General features: G+C 63.5%; 1 protein-coding gene. It reads right to left on the bottom strand.

The window, feature by feature from the left end:
- The coding region (locus BST12_RS29450; RefSeq protein ID WP_139802098.1) for a PPE family protein at positions 1 to 473 on the bottom strand (473 nt) is incomplete at its 3' end.
- Positions 474 to 477: the final 4 nt, after the last annotated feature.

Below are 477 nucleotides of genomic sequence, written 5' to 3'. Positions count from 1 at the left end.
GCCCCGGCGTGATAGCTCGACATCGCCGACACATCCAGCGCCCACATCTCTTCATACAGACCATCAAGCGCCGCGATCGCCTGAGCGTTCTGCCCGAACAGATTCGACAGCACCAACGACACCAAGCTAGAGCGATTAGCCGACACCAAAGCCGGACTCACCATCGCCGCACGCACCGCCTCGAACTCAGCGGCCATCGCCCCGGCATGGCTGGCCGCCTGCCCAGCCTGCGCCGCCGCACTGCTCAGCCAATTCACATACGGAACAGCCGCCGCCGCCATCGCCACCGACGACGCACCCTGCCACGACCCATTCACCAAACCCGAAGTCACCGAACCGAAAGACGCCGCAGCCAAACCCAATTCATCAGCCAACCCACCCCAGGCCGCCGCGGCTTCCAGCATCGGTTGCGACCCCGCACCAGCAAGTATCAGAGCAGAGTTGACCTCCGGCGGCAACACTGAAAAGTTCATCGCT

Origin of the sequence: Mycobacterium angelicum (assembly GCF_002086155.1) — a bacterium.
GTDB classification, from domain to species: Bacteria; Actinomycetota; Actinomycetes; order Mycobacteriales; family Mycobacteriaceae; genus Mycobacterium; species Mycobacterium angelicum.
The sequence above is the reverse complement of the archived record's forward strand: the minus strand, read 5'-3'. Positions and strand labels throughout refer to the sequence as shown.